This is a genomic window from Lentzea sp. NPDC058450 (genome assembly GCF_042721395.1).
Taxonomy (GTDB): Bacteria; Actinomycetota; Actinomycetes; order Mycobacteriales; family Pseudonocardiaceae; genus Lentzea.
Window position 1 is genome coordinate 98,947 of sequence record NZ_JBHXLO010000001.1, and the last position, 18,545, is coordinate 117,491.

The 18,545-nt window shown below is 70.6% G+C and carries 19 protein-coding genes; 11 read left to right on the plus strand and 8 right to left on the minus strand.

What is annotated here, in order from left to right:
• Positions 1-37 precede the first annotated feature (37 nt).
• The 3 genes from ACFWNN_RS00475 to ACFWNN_RS00485 all read right to left on the minus strand — a co-directional run bounded on the left by ACFWNN_RS00475 (position 38) and on the right by ACFWNN_RS00485 (position 2,746).
• Complete coding sequence (locus tag ACFWNN_RS00475) at positions 38-1,156, minus strand: BMP family protein (protein WP_382438386.1); 1,119 nt, start codon at positions 1,154-1,156, stop codon at positions 38-40.
• Positions 1,157-1,238: 82 nt separating this feature from the next.
• A complete protein-coding gene (locus ACFWNN_RS00480; protein WP_382437658.1) occupies positions 1,239-1,754 on the minus strand; it encodes a GNAT family N-acetyltransferase in 516 nt (171 codons plus the stop codon).
• Positions 1,748-2,746, minus strand: coding sequence for a hypothetical protein (locus tag ACFWNN_RS00485; protein ID WP_382437659.1), 999 nt, complete (start codon positions 2,744-2,746; stop codon positions 1,748-1,750). The genes ACFWNN_RS00480 and ACFWNN_RS00485 overlap by 7 nt, the downstream gene beginning before the upstream one ends.
• A gap of 131 nt (positions 2,747-2,877) precedes the next feature.
• Here ACFWNN_RS00485 and ACFWNN_RS00490 point away from each other — a divergent pair, with 131 nt between their 5' ends.
• The 7 genes from ACFWNN_RS00490 (at position 2,878) to ACFWNN_RS00520 (ending at position 11,146) form a co-directional block, all read left to right on the plus strand.
• On the plus strand, positions 2,878-3,507 hold the full coding sequence (locus ACFWNN_RS00490) for a MerR family transcriptional regulator (protein ID WP_382437660.1): 630 nt from the start codon (positions 2,878-2,880) through the stop codon (positions 3,505-3,507).
• Positions 3,504-5,822 (plus strand): VIT domain-containing protein, encoded by a 2,319-nt coding sequence (locus tag ACFWNN_RS00495; protein WP_382437661.1) that lies wholly within the window; start codon positions 3,504-3,506, stop codon positions 5,820-5,822. The genes ACFWNN_RS00490 and ACFWNN_RS00495 overlap by 4 nt, the downstream gene beginning before the upstream one ends.
• Before the next feature lie 45 nt (positions 5,823-5,867).
• Positions 5,868-7,760 (plus strand): GH36-type glycosyl hydrolase domain-containing protein, encoded by a 1,893-nt coding sequence (locus ACFWNN_RS00500; protein ID WP_382437662.1) that lies wholly within the window; start codon positions 5,868-5,870, stop codon positions 7,758-7,760.
• Positions 7,757-8,119 (plus strand): hypothetical protein, encoded by a 363-nt coding sequence (locus tag ACFWNN_RS00505; RefSeq protein WP_382437663.1) that lies wholly within the window; start codon positions 7,757-7,759, stop codon positions 8,117-8,119. The genes ACFWNN_RS00500 and ACFWNN_RS00505 overlap by 4 nt, the downstream gene beginning before the upstream one ends.
• Before the next feature lie 63 nt (positions 8,120-8,182).
• Positions 8,183-9,583 (plus strand): fatty acid desaturase, encoded by a 1,401-nt coding sequence (locus ACFWNN_RS00510; RefSeq protein ID WP_382437664.1) that lies wholly within the window; start codon positions 8,183-8,185, stop codon positions 9,581-9,583.
• Positions 9,584-9,593: 10 nt separating this feature from the next.
• Positions 9,594-10,196, plus strand: coding sequence for a TetR family transcriptional regulator (locus ACFWNN_RS00515; protein ID WP_382437665.1), 603 nt, complete (start codon positions 9,594-9,596; stop codon positions 10,194-10,196).
• A gap of 23 nt (positions 10,197-10,219) precedes the next feature.
• The gene (locus ACFWNN_RS00520) at positions 10,220-11,146 is read left to right on the plus strand and encodes an SDR family NAD(P)-dependent oxidoreductase (RefSeq protein WP_382437666.1); all 927 of its coding nucleotides are present in this window, start codon (positions 10,220-10,222) and stop codon (positions 11,144-11,146) included.
• Here the strand turns inward: ACFWNN_RS00520 and ACFWNN_RS00525 are convergent.
• From ACFWNN_RS00525 to ACFWNN_RS00540, 4 genes are read right to left on the minus strand one after another with little or no spacing between them, the layout of a single operon-like run.
• Positions 11,143-11,499, minus strand: a complete 357-nt coding sequence (locus ACFWNN_RS00525) for a 5-carboxymethyl-2-hydroxymuconate Delta-isomerase (protein ID WP_382437667.1) — start codon at positions 11,497-11,499, stop codon at positions 11,143-11,145. The genes ACFWNN_RS00520 and ACFWNN_RS00525 overlap by 4 nt on opposite strands.
• Positions 11,463-13,226, minus strand: a complete 1,764-nt coding sequence (locus ACFWNN_RS00530) for a hypothetical protein (RefSeq protein ID WP_382437668.1) — start codon at positions 13,224-13,226, stop codon at positions 11,463-11,465. Before ACFWNN_RS00530 ends, ACFWNN_RS00525 begins: the two co-directional genes overlap by 37 nt.
• Positions 13,227-13,280: 54 nt before the next feature.
• Entirely contained in the window at positions 13,281-13,952 is a 672-nt protein-coding gene (locus tag ACFWNN_RS00535) for a GNAT family N-acetyltransferase (protein WP_382437669.1), read from the minus strand.
• Complete coding sequence (locus ACFWNN_RS00540; RefSeq protein WP_382437670.1) at positions 13,949-14,452, minus strand: winged helix-turn-helix transcriptional regulator; 504 nt, start codon at positions 14,450-14,452, stop codon at positions 13,949-13,951. Before ACFWNN_RS00540 ends, ACFWNN_RS00535 begins: the two co-directional genes overlap by 4 nt.
• Positions 14,453-14,534: 82 nt before the next feature.
• Between ACFWNN_RS00540 and ACFWNN_RS00545 the strand changes: the two genes are divergently transcribed.
• The 4 genes from ACFWNN_RS00545 (at position 14,535) to ACFWNN_RS00560 (ending at position 17,730) form a co-directional block, all read left to right on the plus strand.
• On the plus strand, positions 14,535-14,822 hold the full coding sequence (locus tag ACFWNN_RS00545) for a putative quinol monooxygenase (RefSeq protein WP_382437671.1): 288 nt from the start codon (positions 14,535-14,537) through the stop codon (positions 14,820-14,822).
• A complete protein-coding gene (locus ACFWNN_RS00550; protein WP_382437672.1) occupies positions 14,819-15,310 on the plus strand; it encodes a PaaI family thioesterase in 492 nt (163 codons plus the stop codon). The genes ACFWNN_RS00545 and ACFWNN_RS00550 overlap by 4 nt, the downstream gene beginning before the upstream one ends.
• The gene (locus ACFWNN_RS00555; RefSeq protein WP_382437673.1) at positions 15,307-16,185 is read left to right on the plus strand and encodes an NmrA family NAD(P)-binding protein; all 879 of its coding nucleotides are present in this window, start codon (positions 15,307-15,309) and stop codon (positions 16,183-16,185) included. The genes ACFWNN_RS00550 and ACFWNN_RS00555 overlap by 4 nt, the downstream gene beginning before the upstream one ends.
• A gap of 75 nt (positions 16,186-16,260) precedes the next feature.
• Positions 16,261-17,730, plus strand: a complete 1,470-nt coding sequence (locus ACFWNN_RS00560; RefSeq protein WP_382437674.1) for an alpha/beta fold hydrolase — start codon at positions 16,261-16,263, stop codon at positions 17,728-17,730.
• Here ACFWNN_RS00560 and ACFWNN_RS00565 read toward each other — a convergent pair whose 3' ends face one another.
• On the minus strand, positions 17,731-18,495 hold the full coding sequence (locus ACFWNN_RS00565; RefSeq protein WP_382437675.1) for an SDR family oxidoreductase: 765 nt from the start codon (positions 18,493-18,495) through the stop codon (positions 17,731-17,733). It abuts the gene before it with no gap.
• Positions 18,496-18,545: the final 50 nt, after the last annotated feature.

The following is an 18,545-nucleotide window of genomic DNA, read 5'->3' on the forward strand; positions in this document are numbered from 1 at the left end:
AGGGGAGTGCCGGCGACACCGGCACTCCCCGGCACGGTCAGATCTTGTCGTTGACCTTGATCTTGCCCTCGATGATCTGCGCCTTGTAGCCCTCGACGATGCCCTGCAGCGTCGCGTCGACCTTGCCGCCGGACGTCGCGTACCCGACGCCGTTGGACTTCAGGTCGAACACCTTCGGCAGCGACGCGAGGTCGTTGCCCGCGGCCGCGTGGAAGAAGTCGTAGACGGCCACGTCCACGCGCTTGAGGCTCGACGCCGCGATGACGTCGCGGTTCGCGGCGAGCGACGGCTGGTTGTACTGGTCGGCGTCGCAGCCGATCGCCAGCACACCCGCCTGCTTGACCGCGGCGAACACACCGATGCCGGACGCGCCCGCCGCCGGGTAGACGACGTCGGCACCCTTGTCGATCAGGCCCTTCGCGGCCTCCTGACCCTTGGGCGGGTCCTGGAAACCGGTGAAGTCGCCGGCCGGGGTGATGTACTTCTTGTCGATCGCGATCTTCGGTGCCGCGGTCTTCGCACCCTGGTTGTAGCCCGCCTCGAACTTCTGGATCAGCGGGATGTCCACGCCGCCGACGAAGCCGATGTGGCACTTCTTGCTCTGGTAGGCGGCGATGACGCCCGCGAGGAACGCGCCCTCCTGCTCGGCGAACACCAGCGGCGTCACGTTGGCGACGCCCTCGACGGCGGAGTCGACCAGCCCGAACTTGACGTTCGGGAACTCCGGCGCGACGACCCTCAGCGACTCGGTGTAGGCGAAGCCGACGCCGACGATCGGGTTGAAGCCCTCCGTCGCGAGCTGCCGCAGGCGGGTCTGCTTGGCGGTCTCGTCCTCGTTCGGGGCGGCGGACAGCTCGCGGGTGTTCTCCTTCTTCACGCCCATGTCCGCGATCGCCTTGTCGAACCCGGCGGCGGCGAGGTCGTTGAACGACGCGTCACCCCGGCCGCCGATGTCGTAGGCCAGGCCGAGCTTCAACGCGCTGCCGTCGACCTTCTTGCTGTCGGTGGCCGCTGCCTGCGACGTGGCGGGCGCGGTGGGCGGCGTCGCGAACTCGCAGGCGCTCCCGGTCTGAGTGGTGGTGGTGCCACCGTTGTCCTTGGCGCACGCGCTCACCACCATGGTCAGCGCGATCGCGGCAACGGCGGTGCCACGGATACGACGGCGCACAGGTACCCCTCAACTCTCGGCTTGTGAGAGCCGGACGGTACCTCGCGACTGTTTCGTTCTTGTTGAGCGTTCACCCAGTGAGATCTTTGCGGAACACCAGGAAGTCGCACGGGGTCGCGAGCTTCGGCACGAGGAACGGGTAGGCCGTCGCGAGATCGTCCCTGCGCTGGAGCCGGTAGCCGAGGCGGGTGTACCAGGCGCGCAGGAACTCCTTGACCGGGTGCGCCCACTCCTGCGGCACCAGCAGTTCCAGCTGCATCTCGGCCAGGTTCCGCTCGCGCGCCCAGTTCTCGGCGAACTCGACGAGCCCGCGGCCGACGCCGGTGCCGCGCTCCTCGGGGGCGGCGACGAGCATGCCGAACTCGCCCGCGCCGTCCGGCAGCTCGTGGATCCGCACGGACCCGATGAGCCTGCCTTGGTCGCGGGCGACCGCGATCTCACCGGCCGCGATGAGGCCGGCTATCTCCTGTTCGCCGGTACGCGCGGCGCCGTCGAGCCAGATGCCCTTCTCGGCGTCGGCGTAGACGCGGTTGATCAGCGCGGCGATCTCCGCAGCCTGGGCGGTGTCGTCGGTGAACGTCACCACGGCGCGGGCTGGTTCGTCTCGGCGAGCTTGTCCGCGTGCTGGAGTACACCGAGCTCGCGCAGCATCTTGTCCTTCTGCCTCGGGTCGTGCGCGACGTTCGACGCGTGCAACGCCTTGCGCAGCCGTGCCCTGCGCCACGGCGTGCCCTTGCCCGCCAGCGCGAGCTTCGCGGCCCGCAGCGCGGCCTTGTCCCTGGTCCGCGCGAGGGCGTCCCGGCCGTCGTCGCCGAGACCGAGCAGCGACAGGAACCGTTCCCGCAGCTCACGGCCGATGCGCGCCCACGTCGTCGTCCGCTGCCGCGCGGCCCGGATCTCGATGCCGAGCGCGAGGTGCAACATCACGAGCCCCAGCACCGGACCGAGCAACACCCGTGCCGTACCGGCGATCGGCCCCGACAGGCTGAAGGCGGCGAACGCGGCGAACGCCGTCAACGCCCACGCCACGAGCCGCGCCGGACCCGGTCGTCCGTTCTGTCGCACGCCGCCGCGCATCGCCCAGCCGCACGCGATGAGCGCCGCCTCCATGACGGAGAACAGCAGCACCCGTTCCACGACGTCGGTGATGCCGAGCCGCTGCTCGAAGAACCGCCACGACGTGTCGACGCTGACCCCGATGCTCATGAGGGCCACGAGGTAGAACCCCTTGGCGCCGGCGGGCTTCGTCGGCTCGGCCGGCTCGGCCGCGGGTTCGGGCTGGAGCTCGGGTCCGGGGGAGGGCTGCTGGTCCAGCTCGGCGATCAGCTCGGGCGTCAGCACGACCTGTCCGGCCGTGTCGGTGACGCCGTTGCGCGCACGCCACTCGTTCACGGTCGCGTTCGCGTACGGCCGGTGCGGAGCCCTCTGGCCCTGGCGGCTGAGCCACCGCCGGACGTCCTCGACCGTGGCGCCGCGCGGCATGTGCTCGAGCGCGTACTGGATCTGGGCCTTCTGCGTCTTCAACCGGCCTAAGGCGACGCTGTGGTCGGTCAGGGTGCCGACCTCGTCCGTGGTCACTCGTGCTCTCCGTCCTCATCGATGGGCTTGCAGGGGCACGCGGACCCGCCGGACCCTACCCGGCTACCAGGCGTGAACATCATCAGGTTTTCTCGTTGACACTGTCACGATGACAGTGTCACTATCTAGGGGTGTGGACGCTCGACGAGTTGCTGGACCGCGTCTCCGCCGCGTTGACGGCGGAGTACTCGGGCGCGCCCAACGGCCGCGTCCGCGACGTCCCGGACCGGCGGGCAGTCCGCTGGTACGCGACGACGGGCCTGGTCGACAGACCGTCCGCGATGCGCGGCCGCACGGCCCTGTACGAGAAGCGCCACCTGCTCCAGCTCGTGGCGATCAAGCGACTGCAGTCGGAGGGGAGGACGCTGGCGGACGTCCAGGCAGAACTGACGGGCGCCACCGAGGCGACGCTGACAGCGATCGCCCGCGTGCCGGCGCACCTGCTCGACTCGGGTGACGCGGCGCCGGCGGAGGGAGTGCGGCCGAGGTTCTGGGCAGCACCCGCAGGGCCCGCACCCGCTGCTTCCGTCCCAGCGGCCGGCGCAGATTCCGTCCCAGCCACTGGCGTCGCCGCTCCTGCCCCTGTTCTCGCCCCCGAACCCTCAACTCTCCTTACCGGCGTCCCTCTCCCCGGAGGCGCGTTCCTGCTCCTCCCCGCACTCCCGACCGAAGCCGACCGCGAAGCCATCGCCGCCGCCGCCCAGCCACTGCTCGACCTCCTCGCCGCCCGCGGCCTGCTCACCGAAAGGGAACCGTCATGACCATCTCCGTCGCCCCGATGAGGGAAGCGGAAGCCGACCGCGTCGGCCGGACGACCGAGGACGCGGGTCTCGGCGCACTGCGCACCGAGCGCGGCAACCTGCCGCTCGAACGCCTCGACGTGCGCGCGCAGATCACCGGCCTGACTGGCCGCACGGTTCTGACGACCGGGTTCGTGAACACCTACGACACCGCGCTCGAAGCGACCTACGTGTTCCCGTTGCCGGACCGCGCCGCCGTGACCGGCATGAAGATGACCGCCGCCGACCGCACGGTGGTGGCCGACCTCCAGGAACGCGGGCAGGCCCGGCAGACCTACGACGACGCGATCGCGGCCGGCAAGCGGGCGTCCATCGTGGAGGAGGAGCGGCCGGACGTCTTCACCATGCGCGTCGGCAACATCCCCGCGGGCGAGCGGGTCACCGTCGAGCTGACGCTCACCGGGCCGCTGGTGTTCGAGGACGGCGCGGGCACGTTCCGGTTCCCGCTGGTCGTGGCGCCGCGGTACGTGCCGGGGCAGCCGCTGCCGGGGCCGTCGGTCGGGGACGGGCACGCCCAGGACACCGACCTGGTGCCGGACGCCTCGCGGATCTCGCCGCCCGTGCTGCTGCCGGGCTTTCCGAACCCGGTGAAGCTCTCGATCGACGTCGAGATCGACGCGGGCGGGCTGGACCTGGGCGAGGTGCGGTCGAGCCTGCACACCGTCGTCACCGAGGGCAGCACCGTGTCCGTGAAGCCGGGGGAGCGGGTCGACCGCGACTTCGTGCTCCGCCTGAGCTACCAGGAGAACAGCTCCGCCGTCGTGTGCGTGCCGGACGCCGAGGGCGACGAGGGCACGTACCAGCTGACGGTGCTGCCGCCCGAGCCCGAGACGAAGACCAGGCCGCGCGACGTCGTGCTGTTGCTCGACCGGTCCGGCAGCATGGGCGGCTGGAAGATGGTCGCGGCGCGCAGGGCGGCGGCGCGGATCGTCGACACGCTCACCGCGGACGACACGTTCGCCGTGTTCCTGTTCGACCACGAGATTGACCGGGAGCAGGGTGGCACGCTCGTCACGGCCACCGACCGGCACCGGTTCCGCGCGGTCGAGCACCTCGCGAAGGTGCAGGCGCGCGGCGGGACGGAGATGTTCGAGCCGCTGCGGCAGGGGCTGAGTCTGCTCTCCGACGTGGCGCAGGGCCGCGACCCGGTGCTGGTGCTCGTCACGGACGGGCAGGTCGGCAACGAGGACCAGATGCTGCGCGACATCTCGCCGTTGATCAACCGGACGCGCATCCACGCCGTCGGCATCGACACGGCCGTCAACGCCGGGTTCCTCGGCAGGCTGGCCGCGGCCGGCGCCGGCCGGTGTGAGCTGGTCGAGAGCGAGGACCGGCTCGACGAGGCGATGACGCACATCCAGCGGCGCATCGGCGCGCCGGTCATCACCGACGTCGTGGTCGAACCCGGCTCCGACCTGCCCAAGCTGCCCACGGCCATCTATCCGGGCGTGCCGCTGGTGGCGTTCGGCCGGTACACCGGCAAGCCCGCCGAGTTCACCGTGCGCGGGCGGACCAGGGCCGGTGAGGACTGGCGCGAGACGGTCGCGGTCACCGAGCACGCCGCGGAGTCGGTCCGGTCGCAGTGGGCCCGCGCGGCGCTGCGCGACCTGGAGGACCGGTACGCGGTAGGCGACTCGTCGGTCGAGCCGAAGATCGTCGAGACGTCGCTGAAGTACGGCGTGCTGTGCCGGTTCACGGCGTTCGTCGCGGTGGACGAGCGGGTGGTGTCCGACGGGACGGTGCACCGGGTGACGCAGCCGGTCGAGCAGCCCGCGGGCTGGGAGATGCCGAGCATGCCGGTGCGGAGCTTCGGCGGTGGCATGGGTGCTCCGCTCGCGGCGGCGCCCGCCCCGTTCGCCCCGGGTCCGTTCGCGGCCGCTCCGGCCATGATGGACGGGATGCGTCCCGGTGGCGCTCCGGTGGCTCGTGCGGCTGCTCGGCCCGCCGCGCCGAAGATGGTGAGCATGCCGGTTCCGCCGCCGCCTCCGTCGGACGACCTGCCGGCCGTCGTGGCGCGCGAGGTCGAACGGCTGGAGAGCGACGCGACGTTGCCCGCGTGGGAACGCCGCGACCTGCTCGCCGACCTGGCCAGCCGCCTCGGCACGCTCTTCGCCTCCCGGCAGGGCGCGGAGTTCCAGCCGGTGCACGACCTGATCGCCGCGATCACGGCTGGTGGCGACACCGACGAACTGTGGGCGCGGGCGGTGCGCGTGCTGCGCGAGTTCACCGGGGCGGAGAAGGCGCAGCCGGAGCGTCGGCGCAGGTTCTGGCGCTGATCGGTCGATTGCCCGCCCGAGGGTGAAGCCGGAACGCTCAGAGCCGTGAGCGCGTTCGGGGAGTGGACGACAGCCGAGGGCCTGCCCGCGTTCGACTACCGGGCGGGCCCGACGCCGTGGGACCCGATCCTCGACCCGCCGTCGGCCACGCACCGGGTGCACCTCGGCAACCGCCGGATCACCCTCGCCGCCGACAGCGACGGGCTCCTCGGCCTCTGGGACGAGCACCTCGACGGCCGCTGGCTCGTCGAACGGACCGGAGGCGGGTTCGGCACGCCGTTGTTCGGCCCGACCTTTGTGCGGTTCACCGGCGCGAACGTCGAACGCACGGTGCTGTGCCCGGAAGGCGACCTGCCGTGGGTACTGATCAGGGTCGACGTGAGCGATGGCGCCGACGTGACGGAGGAATGGGTTGTCCGCCAGCGGGAAGTCCACCTGGAGTTCGGCCCGGTGCGCGGCGACGCCCCGCCGGACCTGGCGACCGTGGCGCTGGAGCACATCGGCGGTGAACGCGTGGCAGCCACCGATGGGCCGCTGAAGATCACCGCAACGGCCGCGGCAGGAAGCACCACGTGGTTCCGCTTCGGTCTCCTCGACGGCCACGAAGACCCGATCGACCCCGCCGGTGCGAAAGCCTTGTACACCAGCAGTCTCAACGCCCTGCGGGAACGACTGCCCACCGGCAGAACGCCGGAGATCACCTGGCACGCGGCGCTGCTGACGGGCGGCGCGTGCGCGGACGGGGTGCTCGGCGGGCACACGCTGAACCAGGGCAGCGCCTACTCGTTCCGGCACGGTTTCAACGGCGCCGCAAGGGATCCGTTGCAGCACGCCCTGCCGTTGGTGCACTGCGAACCGGACCTCGCGCTGTCCGTGCTGCGCAACACCTGCGCGTGGGGCAGCCCGGACGGTGACCTCCCGTACGCCCTCGACGGTCGCAAACAACCGTGGACGCAGGTCTTCCGCCCGTCCGACCTCAACCTGTGGGCCCTCTGGCTCGCCGCCGAGTACGCCGCCGCGACCGGCGACCTCGCGGCGTTCGACGTGCCCGTCCGCTACCACCCGAGTTACGACGCCGAACCCGTGCCGCTGGGCGAGAACCTGCGGCGCCAGTTCAGGTTCTTCGCCGACGTCGTGGGCACGGGCGAGCACGGGCACGTCCGCATCCTCAACGCGGACTGGAACGACCTCGCCATCCGGGAGTCCGGAGTGGACAGAGAGGTGATGATCGAGCGCGGCGAGTCGGTGCTGAACTCGGCGATGGCCGCCTGGGTGCTGCCGGTCTACGCGGGCCTCGCCGACCGCCTGGGCGACACCGCGACCGCCGAGGAAGCACGCTCCCGTGCCGCCGCCCTCCGCGAACGAGTCGCCGGCGAGTGGAACGGCCGCTGGTTCCGGCGCGCGCACGGCCCGGGCAGTGTCGTGGGCGAGCACGACCTGTGGCTCGAAGTGCAGCCGTGGGCGATCCTCTGCGGCGCCGCGACCCCGGACCAGGCCCGCGCCCTGCTCGCCACGATCGACGAGACCTGCCGGGCGGGCTCACCACTGGGCGCCCGCCACCGGTGGCCGGTAGCCGAAGGCACGCAGGGACAAGTGTGGTCGTCGGTCAACATGACACTGATCTGGGCGGCCTCCCGTTACGAACCTGACCTGGCGTGGGACGAGTGGCATTGCATGACCCTGCACGCGCACACGGACGCGTATCCGGACGTGTGGACGGGAACGCTGTCCGGCCCGGACTGTTACCTCGCGCCGGAGAGCGACCGGCCCGGTGAGACGTGGGCGTTGCCCGAATCGGGGATCGCGATGCAGGCGTACCCGATCGCCAACCTGCACAGTCACTCCCAGCCGTTGCTGGCCTACCTGCGGCTGCTTGGCGTGGAGCCGCGGCCGGACGGGACTCTCGGTCAGGTACCTCGATCCGGTGAATGGGCGTGACGAACCGGGCGCTGCTGTGGTCTGCACCGGTGCAGGCGCCCGCACCAGCCCGAGGAGTTCCGTTGTCCAGCTGCCCCAGCCGAGTGGTCCCGTTGCGCACGCCGCTGTCCGAGGACCAGCGGCTGTTCCTCGTCGAGCAGACCGTGCTGTGCCACCCCGCCGTGCACAGCGTCGAGCTGACGTCGGGTGAAGAGATCCGCGCGGAGGTGGTCGTGTGGCGGGGGAGTTCTCCCGAACGGACCGCTCATGACCTCGACTCGGCGCTCTACGCCGTGCTGGCGGATGTGCCCGTGTGCGTGACCGTCACGGCCATCGCGTACCGGCGTCGCTCCACCACGCTGCTCGCGGTTTACAAATAGGCGCCTATTGTCAAACGGGCTTTACGTGCCCTACCGTTCTGTCAACCTCCGGAGGAGTGTGGCATGAGCGACACGAAGGCAACGGTGCCCGTCGGCTCAACCGAGCAGTGGACGGACGGCAAGCGGTACCTGTGGCTGCTGGGACTGGTCGTGCCGTCCCTGGCGTTCCTGGCGATCGGGATGCACGCGGTCACGGGCTGGGGCGTGTGGTTCTGGATCGGCCCGATCGTGGTGCTGCTGATCGTCCCGGCGATCGACCTGTTCGCCGGGCTCGACCGCAGCAACCCGCCCGACGACGTGCTCGAACGGCTGGAGAACGACCGCTACTACCGCTGGGTCACGTACCTGTTCCTGCCGATCCAGTACGTCGGCTTCGTGTTCGCGTTCTGGCTGATCGCGCGCGGCGACCTGAGCGTCGTCGACAAGATCGGGCTCGCGGTGTCGATCGGGTGCATCGGCGGCATCGGCATCAACACCGCGCACGAGCTGGGGCACAAGAAGGAGAGCCACGAGCGGTGGCTGTCGAAGATCGCCCTCGCGCAGAGCTTCTACGGCCACTTCTACATCGAGCACAACCGCGGCCACCACGTGCGGGTCGCGACGCCGGAGGACCCGGCGAGCAGCAGGGTCGGCGAGAGCTTCTACCGCTTCTGGCCGCGCACGGTGTTCGGGTCGGTCCGGTCGGCGTGGCGGCTCGAGGTCAAGCGCTACGGGCGGCGCGACCGGCACCCGTACCGGCTGGGCAACGACGTGCTCAACGCGTGGCTGATGTCGGCGGTGCTGTGGGCGGCGATGATCGTGTGGCTCGGCCCCGGCATCGTGCCGTACCTGCTGGTCCAGGCCGTGATCGGGTTCTCGCTGCTCGAGGTCGTGAACTACATGGAGCACTACGGCATGCTCCGCCAGATGGTCGGCGCTCCGGGCCGCAGGCGTTATGAGCGGGTCGACCCCAGCCACAGCTGGAACTCCAACAACATCGCCACGAACGTGCTGCTCTACCACCTGCAGCGGCACAGCGACCACCACGCGAACCCGACCCGCCGCTACCAGACGTTGAGGGACTTCGCGGAGTCGCCGGTGCTGCCGACCGGCTACGCGGGCATGATCCTGCTGGCCCTGGTGCCGCCGGTGTGGCGGCGCGTGATGGACCCGCGCGTGCAGGCGCACTTCGGCGGTGACATCGGCCGTGCCAACATCCAGCCCGGCAAGCGCGCGAAGGTCCTGGCCCGTTACGGCGGCACGGATTCCAGCGACGTCTCCGCCGAGGACACCCGTGGCGACGCGACCGCGGGCGGCATGTGTCCTGGCTGCGGTTACGTCTACGACGAGAAGACGGGCGACCCGCGCGAGGGCTTCCCGGCCGGAACGCCGTGGGCCGACATCCCCGACACCTGGTGCTGCCCGGACTGCGGAGTCCGCGAGAAGATCGACTTCGTGGCGCCGGGCCGGGCGACGGCCGCCTAGGATCAGTCCCATGGCTTCTCCCGCGGCCGCCGGTCGCAGGCGCCCGATCATCGAGGCGGCGATCGAGATGACCGCCCGCGACGGCTGGGCCGCGGTCACCATGACGCGGCTCGCCGAGCAGGTCGGCGTCAGCAGGCAGACCGTCTACAACGAGATCGGCTCGAAGAACACGCTGGCCGACGCGATGCTGGCGCACGAGCTCGACCGCTTCCTCACCGCCATCGGCGCCGCCTTCGACCGCCACCCCGCCGACCTGGTCGAGGCGATCCACGACGTCGTCCGCGACGTCCTCGACCTGGCCAGGGGCAACCTGCTGGTCCGCGCCATCGCCTCCGCCACCCACGGCGCCGACACCGAACTCGTGCCGCTGCTGACCACGCACTCCGACACGTTGCTGGCCGATGTGAAGGCGATGCTGATGGTCCGGGTCGAGGCCTACGACACCGGCCTCGGCGCCGAGCAGATCGAAGTCCTGATCGACCTCATGACCCGGGCCGTCCTCAGCCACGTCGTCCAACCGACCGGCACCCCGGCCACCACCGCCGACGGCCTCGCGTGGCTGGCGTCACGTGTGCTCGCGGCCCCGGCGAGGAAACCCCTGCGGTACGGCTGATTTCAACGCGAGGAGACACAGCGGTGAGCGCACTGCTCGGCGTGCTCGACACGGTCGCGGACCGACTGGTGGTCCCCGGCTACTCGAGGTGGGGCCTCCAGCTCCGCCGCCGGGGCTGGGACGACCTGCCCCCGTTGCCGGGCGCCCGCGCCGTCGTGACGGGAGCGGGCACGGGCATCGGCAAGGCCGCCGCCCTGGGCTTGGCGCGCCTCGGCGCCGACGTGATCCTGGTGGTGCGCGACGAACTGAAGGGTCAAGCGGCCCGCGCGGACATCCTCGCCGCCGCACCCGGCGCCACCGTCCAGGTCCGCCACTGCGACCTGTCGAGCCTCTCCTCTGTCCGCGACTTCGCGTCGTCGTTGGAGCTCGACCAGCTGGACGTGCTGGTGCACAACGCCGGCGTCCTGCCGTCGGAACGCAAGGTCACTGATGACGGCCACGAGCTGACGTTCGCCACGCACGTGGCAGGCCCGCTGCTGCTGACCGACCTGCTCCGCCCCAAACTCACCGGCGGCCGGGTCATCTTCGTGTCGTCGGGCGGCATGTACACCCAGCGCCTGCGATCTGACGACCCCGAATACCGCACAGGCACCTACAAGGGCGCCACCGCCTACGCGCGCACGAAACGCATGCAGGTGGCCCTGACGCCGCTGCTCGCCTCCCGCTACGCCCAGGACGACATCGCGGTCCACGCCATGCACCCGGGCTGGGCCGACACACCAGGTGTCGCAAGCTCGTTGCCCGGCTTCCACCGCCTGACGAAGACGTTCCTGCGGACCGCCGAGGAGGGCGCCGACACGATCGTCTGGCTGGCCGCGACCGACCAGCCGACCGGCCGCTTCTGGCACGACCGCCGCGAACGCCCGACCCACCTGCTCCCCACCACCCGCGACGAGGACGTGGTCGCGTTCTGGCAGTACTGCACCAGCGCGGCCGGCATCCTCCCTTAGAGCACCACCTTCTGGTACTGCTCGCGATCCATGTCGTAGACCTCCAGCGTCATCTGCGTCGGCAACCCCTCGACGGGCTTGAGGTGATCGCGCGCGAGCCCGATGCTCACCCGCCCGACCTCCTGCTTGAGCTCCACCGACCGCCCCGTCAGCAACCCGACCCGCACGTGGATCATCGCCGCCGGCGACCCGTCCCCGATCACGGACTCCTCGATCTGCCGGAAGCGCGTCTTGAACGCCACCACCTCGGCGCTCACCAGCGGCCCGAGGGTGCGGTGCATCGCGAGGGCGAAGGCGCGGCGGTCGAACGCCTCGCTCAGTTCGGCGGAGTACTCGACGGTGATCTGTGGCATGCGCTCACGCTACCGGCGGCGGCCACGACCTCGCGGATCGTCGCGCAGAGCAGATCATCATCTGGGATCGAGCGGGTGGGACGCACGTCGGTCGTGAGCAACGCCCGCAGCACCGGCACGGCCCGTTGGGCGAGCGGGCCGAGCGGGCCGAGACCGCGGATCTGCTCGATCATGTAGGTGCCGAGCACAGGCGTCGCCTCGATCGCCCGGCGTACGGCCGTGGCGAACGAGCGTCCGTCCTCTTCCGAACCGGTGATGCGCCACCAGGCGTGTCGCACCTCGACCCGGTCCCAACCGATGAGGTTCGGAGCGTGCAGCAGTTCGTCCACTTCTCCGGTCAGTCGCCATCTCAGCAACGCGTCCAGGCCGTGGATCGGAGGGCGCTTCAGCACACTCGGCCGGACTATCTCGAAGGCTTCGTCGCAGTCCAACGCGATGAGGGCGTCGATCGCGTAGCGGTCGGCCTTCGTGCCGAGGAACGACGCGATGTCCGGCAACGCCTCCCTGGCGGCCGGACCCCATTTCGCCAGCACCCGCAGGTAGTCCCGCTGCTCCCTGGGATCGGACGCTGCCGCCAGCCGTCGCCTGACCGCGGCCAGCAGCTCGGTGGGCGGCAACAGCACGAGGACCTCGATCACCCACGAGGTCGGATCCCCGAGGCCGCCTGCGACTCCGAGGTCGCCTGGCGTGTCGAGCAGGTCCGCCATCAGGTCCACGGTTTCCGGTGCGCCGATCCTGGCCAGGGCGAGTCGGGCGTTCGCCGCCACCTCCGGCTCGTCGTCCCAGACGGCGAGTAGTTCCCGTGTCCACGGAGCGGCGGCCAGACCTGACTGGGCGAGGATGTCCGCGGCCGACCGTCGTTGCCGGAAGTCCTGATCGGACAGTCGTTCGGCGACGAGTGGAAGCAAGGTGGGAACGGGGGAGCGCCAGCGTTCCATCACGCTCCTGGCGGCGGCCATCGTGCGCACTCGCCGCATCGGATCAGGGTGGTCGAGCAGGGCGGCGACCAGCCGGGTTCGCCCGTCTCCGTCATCCCCGAGCACGTCGTTCGCCCGCGCCAGCATCACCGCGAAACTGCGTCGCCCCTCCGGCGAGATGTCCTTCCACACGGCGAGGTCCGAGGCGGCCAGGTAGGTCGCGGCCTCGTCCACGTGCCGGGGATCCCGGCCGCCGAGTCCGCAGTCCCGCACTGCGAGGACGCCCGCGAACCGCACCGTGCTGTCCTCGTGGTGGAGCAGGGAGTTCAGCCAGTCGATCACATCGGGTGGCCACTCGCTCGACGTCGCTCGCAACAGCCGTCCGGCCGCGATCACGCAGTTGACGCGGGCGGCGTCGTCAGACTCGATCCGAAATCGGGCGAGCAGCGCGGAGGCCGAGTCCACGGTGGAGTAGCCCAGCGCCAGAGCGGCGGCCCTGCGGATGACGGGATCGGGGTCGTTCAGCAGCACGAGGAGCAGGGGCACGGCTCGCTGCCACTCCTCTGCCCAGGCGGTGTCGACGCACTCGGGACGGGCACGCCGCGCTGTGCCTGCGAGATCGGAGAGGATCCCGATCGCCTGGACCCTGAACGGGTGCTGGGGGTCCTCGGCCCATCGTGTGAGCACGGGGAGCAGAGGCGGAACGTCTGCGGCGATCGCGCCGCTTCGGTGCTGCAGATCGCCGGCCAGTTCGCGGAACGCGGTGCGATCGCCGGAGTCGGCGAGAAGAACGACAGAGTCCTGGATCATCCAGGCGACTTCTTTTCGAAGAGGACCGCGGACGCGCGGTCAGGTGTTCTCACCCTACGTCACGGGCGTGCCGGTGTGATCGAGAACGAGGAACTCGGTGCTCAGGCGTTGCTGGAAGCCGAGGCGTTCGTAGAGGCGGATCGCGCCGGTGTTGGACGCGAGCACGTGCAGGAACGGGGTCTCGCCGCGGGCGCGGATGCCGTGGGCCACGGCCAGCAGGAGGCGGGTGCCCAGTCCCTGGCCTCGGGCGTCCGGGTGGGTGCAGACGGCGCTGATCTCGGTGTGGCCCGGCACGTGCAGGCGTTCGCCCGCCATCGCGACCAGCCGGCCGTTGCGGCGGACGCCGAGATAGGTGCCCATCTCGATGGTGCGGGGGAGGAACGGGCCGGGCTTCGTGAGGTCGGCCAGCTCCAGCATCTCCGGTACGTCGGCGGCGCCCAGCACGACGGCTTCCGGTTCCGGAGACGTCACGAGGTCGGGGCCGACGAACTGGAACAGGGGCAGGCGGGTGACGACGTGCCAGTCCGGTGGTGGGGCGTGGCCGTTCAGGACCGCTCTGGGCGACAGGGCGGCCAGGTCCAGCCAGTCGGTGGAGGACGGGGTGAGCGGCAGGGCGGTGAACGGGGACATGTCGGGCGGGTAGCGCAGCGCGTTGCCCTTGGACTCGGCGAAGTGGGCGTGCGGGCCGGTGAGAGCCGAGTGGGCGGCGTTGTCGAGAGGGTTCACGAGAGGGGCTCCAGCAGGCGGCGGGGCGTGTTGAGCAACGCCGAGACGGGATCGGGGTTGGTGTTCGCGGCGGCGAAACCGGGGCCCGGTTCGACGGTGGTCTGCGCGATGGGAACCACTCCGCCGCACACCGCGCACTGGTTGTGGGGGTCCAGCACGCCGCCGTCGGCCTCGTGGCGGAACGTGCGCTTCGCGCCGGTGGGGGAGTAGTGGGCGTCGCCCCACGCCATCATCGCCCGCAGCACGGGCCAGAGCTGAAGGCCCTTGGCGGTCAGGTGGTACTCACCGTCCACGTGGGACAGCACGTCCTCGGCCACCAGGAACTTCAGCCGGTTGGTCAGGACGGCGCGCGGGATGCCGAGCTGGGTCGCGAAGTCGCCGAAGCGGCTGATGCCGAAGAACGCGTCGCGGACGATCAGCAACGTCCACCGCTCGCCCACGATCTCCAGCGCACGCGCCAGTGAGCAGTTGCGGTCCGCGTAGGTGCTGGGCAGTGCCATGGGTCCCAGTCTAGTTCATTCACTGAACTGCCGTGCTACGGTCCGTCCAGTTCAGTGAATGAACTAGCCGAGAGGGAGTGTCATGTACCAGTTCCTGGTGTCGTTCACCGTTCAGCCGGAGCACCGCGAGGACTTCGTGAAGGTCGCGCGCAGGACCGCCGAGGACTCGCTCGCGAACGAGCCGGGCTCGCTGCGGTTCGAGGTCATCGCGGACGAGGAGGACGCGGACGTCTTCTACCTCAACGAGGTCTACGCCGACGTGGAGGCGTTCCAAGCGCATGCGGTCGGGCCGTACTTCGGCGCGTTCTTCGCCGAGGCGAGCGCGTACGCCGAGGGCCCGAAGTGGCTGATGAAGGGCACCGTGGCATGACGCGCACGAGAACGGTCACGTGGGCCGATCCGAAGCAGACCGCGCGAGAGGCACAAGAACGAGCAGGGCTGGACTTCCTCAAAGCCGTTGCGGCAGGAGAACTTCCGGCGCCGCCGATCGCCGAGGTGCTCGGCATGCGGCTGGTGTCGGTGGACAGCGGCTCGGTGGCGTTCACGCTGGACCCCGCCGAGTTCCACTACAACCCGATCGGCTCGGTGCACGGCGGCGTCCACGCGACGCTGCTCGACTCCGCGGCCGGGTGCGCCGTGCACACGACGTTGCCGGCCGGCACCGGCTACACGAGCCTCGACCTCGCCGTGCGGTTCGTCCGTCCGATCACGACGGACACCGGCACCGTCACCTGCGTCGGAACCGTTGTGCACCAGGGCAGGCGGACCGTCATCGCCGAGGCACGGCTGGTCGACGGCGCGGGCAGGCTGCTGGCGACGGCCACGAGCACGTGCCTGATCCAGGAGGCGAAGAGTTGATCCTCGTCACGGGCGCCACCGGACGGCACGGCGGCACCGGCGCCCACCTGGTGCGACGACTGAAAGAAGAAGGTAGGGGCGTGCGCGTCCTCGCCCGCACCCGCAGCGAACGCACCGAAGCGTTGGAGGCCCTTGGGGCTGAGGTCGTGACAGGAGATCTCCAGGATCGCCGCAGCATCGTGCCCGCGCTCGAAGGCGTGGACCAGGCCTACTTCACGTACCCGATCGACGCCGGCGTGATCCCGGCGGCGGCCAACTTCGCGGCCGCCGCAAGGGGAACGGGCACACGCGTGGTCGTGATGTCGATGGGACCGGCGCACCCCGCCCACCCGAGTGCTCGCGGCAGGGACCAGTGGCTCGCCGAGGAGATCCTCCAGTGGGCCGGGCTCGACCTGCTCGTGCTGCGGATCGCCGCCGCGTTCCACGAGAACGTCCCGGCGCTGCACGGGAGGTCCGTCGAACGGGAAGGCGTGATCCGCAACTGCTTCGGCGAGGGCAAGGTCGCCTGGATCAACGGCCGGGACGCGGCGGAGCTCGCCGTGGCCGCGTTCCTGCACCCCGAACGGTTCGCGGGCCCGATCTGCCACCCGCAGGGCGCCGAGGAGCTGAGCCACCACGAGATCGCGGAGATCCTGACCGAACGGCACGGCAGGCCCGTCCGGTTCGAACCCGTCACGCCGGAGCAGTGGCACCGGGAGCTGGTCGAACTGTCCACTGTGGAGGACGTGGTCAACCCGGACATGGCGGGCCACATCACCGAGGTGGCGGCGCGGGTGGCACAGCACGGCTCGACCATGGCGGCGGACGCGCAGGCGCTCAAAGCCCTGATCGGCCGGGAGCCGATGACGTTCCGCGAGTACGCGCGCCTCATCTGATCAGCTGCACAACGGGCGCGCGGATCATTCGTTCGCATGATCCGCGCGCACCGGTCCGCTGCCTACGTTCGAACCATGTCGAACGCACTGAACGTCGTGGGGCGGTGCGCGGCCGTGGTCGTGCTGGCCGTCCCGCTCATCGCCGCGGCACCAGCGCAGGCGTCCACACTGGACTGGAAGCCGTGCCGCGAGGTCCAGGAGCACTGGGACCCGCAGGACACCCGCTCCGAGTGCGCCACGCTGAAGGTGCCGCTCGACCACGCCCGCCCGCAGGGCAGGAAGATCGACCTCGCCATCAGCCGCATCAAGGCCACTGACCAGCACAAACGACGTGGCGTTCTGCTGATGAACCCCGGTGGGCCTGGCAACCAGGGCATCGACATGCCCTCCTTGATGCTGAAGACGAAGTTCGCCGACCTCAACACCGACCACGACCTCATCGGCTTCGACCCGCGCGGGGTCGGGTCGAGCGGCGGCGTCGAGTGCGAGGCCACGCCGGAGGACGGCCCTGAACCGGACCCGCAGGCGAGCCCCGAAGAGCGGTTCCGGCAGGACTACGCCCGCAACGCCCGCACCAACGCCCGGTGCGTCGGCTACGACCGCGACCTGCTGACCCACCTCTCCACCAGGGCCGTCGCCGACGACATGGACCTGATCCGCGCCGCCCTCGGCGAACGGAAGATCAGCTTCTTCGGCATCTCCTGGGGCACCGCGCTCGGCGCCGTCTACCGCAGCCACCACGACCACCGCGTCGACCGCATGCTGCTGGACTCCGTGATGCCCGCGGACTTCACGCTGGAGACCATGAACCTCGGCTCGGCCGCCGCCAAGCAGGCCAACTACGAGGTGCTCGCGGGCTGGCTGGCCGAACGGGACGCGACGGTCCATCTCGGCACGTCACCCGAGCAGGTGACGAAGTCGATCGCCGACCTGGTCGCGAAGCTCGACGCGAGCCCCGTTACCGTCACCCCTCCGGACGGCAAGCCGCGCACCTACACCGGCGGCAACGTCCGCTCGATGCTCACCTACAAGCGGACCGTCTGGCCGCAGGTCGCGGAGTCGATCGTCGCCCTGCGCGACGGCGGAGTCCCTCCGCTGACCGGCCACGAACCCGATCTGGAGGGCTTCGGCCTCACCCCGGTCTGGTACGGCGGCCTGCTCATGCAACGCGCCGTCGTCTGCAACGACCAGGGCCAGGCGCCGACCGCCGACCAGGCGTGGCGGCAGGAGCAGGACCGCGCCGCGAAGTACCCGTTCTTCCGCAACGGTGCCGGCTACGGCAACTGGTGCGCGGGCTGGCCGTTGCCCGCCACCCCGTGGCAGCTCAAGCGCGGCACCAGCCCGGTGCAGCTCGTCGGCCACAGCCACGAGACCGTCACCCCGCACGTCTGGGCCGGGGAGATGCGCGAGCGCATCGGTGGCCAGGTGCTGACCGTCGACGACGCCACGCACGGGTCGTTGTGGGGCGTCGACTGCGCCGAGAAGGCCGTCCGGTTCCTCAGGACCGGACAGGCCTCCTCCGGCAGCTGTCCCGGTGCCGCCTAGTCACTTGCCGTGCGGGTCGTGGGCGTTGAGCGCGGCGACGACCTGGTCGTAGTCGCCGCGAGCCTCGCCGTAGCGCAGGAACTTCACCCGCTCGACCTGGATCTCGCGGGCGTCGGGCTGCGACTCGATGAGGCTCATGACCTCCGAGACGAACTCGGCGAGCGGCATGGCGTGCTCGCTCTCCGCCTGGCCGGGCAGCAGATCGGTCTGCACCGACGGCGGCTCCAGCTCCACGACGCGCACGGACGTGTCCGCGAGCTGGAGCCGCAGCGACTCGCTGAGCATGTGGATCGCCGCCTTGGACGCGTTGTAGCTCGGCGTGATCTTGAGCGGGGTGAAGGCGAGCCCGGACGAGACGGTCATGATCGTGGCGTCCGGCAGCGACTGGAAGTGCTCGACGAACGCGGCGATCAGGCGGATCGGGCCGAGGACGTTGGTCGTGACGATGCCCTCGGCGGACTCCAGGAACGACTCGGGGCGGTGCCAGTCCTCGATGCGCATGACGCCGGCCATGGTGATCAGCACGTTGGTCGACGGGAACCGCGCGAGGACGTCCTTCGCGGCCTCCTCGATGCTCGCGGGGTCGGCCGTGTCGATGCGGACGGTCTCGACACCGGGGTGCTCGGCGGCGATCTGCTCGAGCAGTGCGGTGCGCCGGCCGCCCACGATCACGGTGTTGCCGCGCTCCCGCAGGGAGAGGGCGAGCGCCAGGCCGATGCCGCTGGTGGCGCCGGGGATGAAGACGGTGTTTCCGGTGATGTCCATGGCACTGAGCTTCGGGCGATTCCCGGACCTGCGGCAGAGAGCCCTTATCG

Excerpts from the sequence above, each read along its gene's own strand:
- ACFWNN_RS00495 (WP_382437661.1), top strand. The coding sequence starts at position 3,504 with ATGACCATCTCCGTCGCCCCGATGAGGGAAGCGGAAGCCGACCGCGTC.
- ACFWNN_RS00510 (WP_382437664.1), top strand. The coding sequence starts at position 8,183 with ATGAGCGACACGAAGGCAACGGTGCCCGTCGGCTCAACCGAGCAGTGG.
- ACFWNN_RS00515 (WP_382437665.1), top strand. The coding sequence starts at position 9,594 with ATGGCTTCTCCCGCGGCCGCCGGTCGCAGGCGCCCGATCATCGAGGCG.
- ACFWNN_RS00525 (WP_382437667.1), bottom strand. The coding sequence starts at position 11,499 with ATGCCACAGATCACCGTCGAGTACTCCGCCGAACTGAGCGAGGCGTTC.
- ACFWNN_RS00530 (WP_382437668.1), bottom strand. The coding sequence starts at position 13,226 with ATGATCCAGGACTCTGTCGTTCTTCTCGCCGACTCCGGCGATCGCACC.
- ACFWNN_RS00540 (WP_382437670.1), bottom strand. The coding sequence starts at position 14,452 with ATGGCACTGCCCAGCACCTACGCGGACCGCAACTGCTCACTGGCGCGT.
- ACFWNN_RS00545 (WP_382437671.1), top strand. The coding sequence starts at position 14,535 with ATGTACCAGTTCCTGGTGTCGTTCACCGTTCAGCCGGAGCACCGCGAG.
- ACFWNN_RS00550 (WP_382437672.1), top strand. The coding sequence starts at position 14,819 with ATGACGCGCACGAGAACGGTCACGTGGGCCGATCCGAAGCAGACCGCG.
- ACFWNN_RS00560 (WP_382437674.1), top strand. The coding sequence starts at position 16,261 with ATGTCGAACGCACTGAACGTCGTGGGGCGGTGCGCGGCCGTGGTCGTG.
- ACFWNN_RS00565 (WP_382437675.1), bottom strand. The coding sequence starts at position 18,495 with ATGGACATCACCGGAAACACCGTCTTCATCCCCGGCGCCACCAGCGGC.